At 76.7% G+C, this 1,938-nt stretch carries 2 protein-coding genes; both read left to right on the top strand.

The window, feature by feature from the left end:
* Positions 1-867 (top strand): YhgE/Pip family protein (locus DZG00_RS15060; RefSeq protein ID WP_199689835.1); only part of this gene is annotated, 867 nt, incomplete at its 5' end.
* A 120-nt stretch (positions 868-987) separates the two neighbouring features.
* The coding region (locus DZG00_RS15055; protein WP_119455798.1) for a hypothetical protein at positions 988-1,938 on the top strand (951 nt) is incomplete at its 3' end.

Below are 1,938 nucleotides of genomic sequence, written 5' to 3'. Positions count from 1 at the left end.
GCCCGCCAGCTCAGCGACGGCCTCGGCCAGCTGCGCACCGGCACGACCTCCGCCGCGACGGGCGCGGGCGACCTCGCGACCGGCGCGGACGCGCTGTCGTCCGGCGCGACCGAGCTCGGCACCGGCCTCACGCAGGGCGCGGAGCAGATCCCGTCGCTCGACGCGGACCAGGCGTCCCAGGCGTCGGGCGTCGTCGCGGATCCGGTCGGCCTCACGGTCGAGCGCGAGAACGAGATCGGCAGCCCGGGCGACGCGATCGCGGCGATCTTCGTGCCCATCGGCCTGTGGCTCGGCGCGTTCGCGACCTTCCTCGTGCTGCGCCCGGCCGCCCGCCGGCTGCTCGCGTCGTCGGCCGCGACCGGTCGCGTGATGGGACGCGTGCTCGCGCGCGCCGCCCTCATCGCGCTCGCCCAGGTCGTGCTGCTGGTGGCGCTCGTGCACGCGGCGCTCGGGCTGTCCCTCGCGCTGCTGCCGGCGACCCTCGGGTTCGCGGCCGTCACCGCGGCGGCCTTCACGGCGATCCACTACCTGCTCCGGCAGGCGTTCGGGCGCACGGGTCTCGTCGTGTCGCTGATCCTGCTGGCCGTGCAGGCCGCGGCGCTCGGCGGCGTGGTGCCGCTGCAGCTCGTGGCCGCGCCGTTCCAGGCGATCAGCCCGTTCCTGCCGCTCACCTACGCGGCGTCGGGCATGCAGGCGATCATCGCGGGCGGCGCCCCGGGCCTGGCGTGGGGATCGGCGGGCGTGCTCGCGGTGTTCCTGCTGCTGAGCCTCGCGGTGTCGTACCTCGTGACGCGGCGCTCGCGCCGGGCGCGGAGCCTCGGGCTCGTGCCGGGGGCCGCGCCGTCGTCGGTCGCCGTCGCGGTCTGACGCCTCGCGGCGACCGGGCCGCGACGGCCGGTCGCCGCGAGTCGGTGCCGTGGACAGCCGGCTCGCCGCCCCGCGCATCATCCCTATCCTTCTGAGAACGATTCTCAGAAAGCGGGCACCATGCGCATCCCCTCCCTCCTCGCCGTCGGCCTCGCGTCCCTCGGCCTCGTCGCGGGCTCCCTCGCGGCACCCGTCCACGCCGCTGAGGCGGCACCGCGAGCGCGCTGGCTGCTCGTCGCCGATCCGTCCGCGCACGCCGTCTCCGTCGCGGACGCCGCGACCGGGCGCATCACGGGCACCCTCCCGGACGCGGTGCTCGGCACGCACGCGGGCGTGATCCAGATGGGCCACGGCCGCGTCGCCTTCGTCGACGAGGCTGGGCCGCGGCTCGACGTGGTCGACATCACCTCGTCCGGCGTGCCGCGCATCGCGTCGGCCACCCCGATCCCCGCGGTCGCGGGCGCCTGGGCCCGCGCCGGCTGGATCGCGGACGACCCCGGGCACCGCTTCGTCGCGGTCGGCTCGGACATCGACGGATCCACCACTCAGCAGGTCACCGTGGTGGACACCCGCAAGCAGCTGGCGCGCACCGCGACCATCCGCACGAGCGAGGTGACCCTCGCCACGACCGGGGAGCGCGGCACGGAGGAGATGGAGACGTTCCTCGTCGGCTCGCCGCTGCGGCTCGTCGTGAGCGCGGGCGGCCGCTTCGACGCGTACGACGTGGGGGCGATCCTCCGCGGCGACACCGCGCCGACGCCCGTCGCGACGACCCCGCTCGGCGCGTATCCCCACGGTCCCGTGGCGGACGCGCGCGGCACCGTGATCGGCTCGACGCTGCACGACGGGATCGAGACCATGCCGCTCACGCGCGGCGGCTTCGGCGCCCCCGTCACGCGCGCCTACCCCGAGCCCGCCGTGCAGAGCTACCGGCCGCGCCTGGCGCCGGACGGCGAGACGGCCGTGGGGACGCAGACCGGCACGGGGCCCGGTGCGCCCACGCTGCTGACGTCGTCCTCGATGCACGGCGCGGGCGTCGCGAGCGTGGCCCTCGGGTCGGGCGCGTCGACG

The organism is Clavibacter lycopersici (genome assembly GCF_003576405.1).
Taxonomy (GTDB): domain Bacteria; phylum Actinomycetota; class Actinomycetes; order Actinomycetales; family Microbacteriaceae; genus Clavibacter; species Clavibacter lycopersici.
Note: the sequence above shows the minus strand (reverse complement) of the source record. Positions and strands in the feature narration are given on the sequence as shown.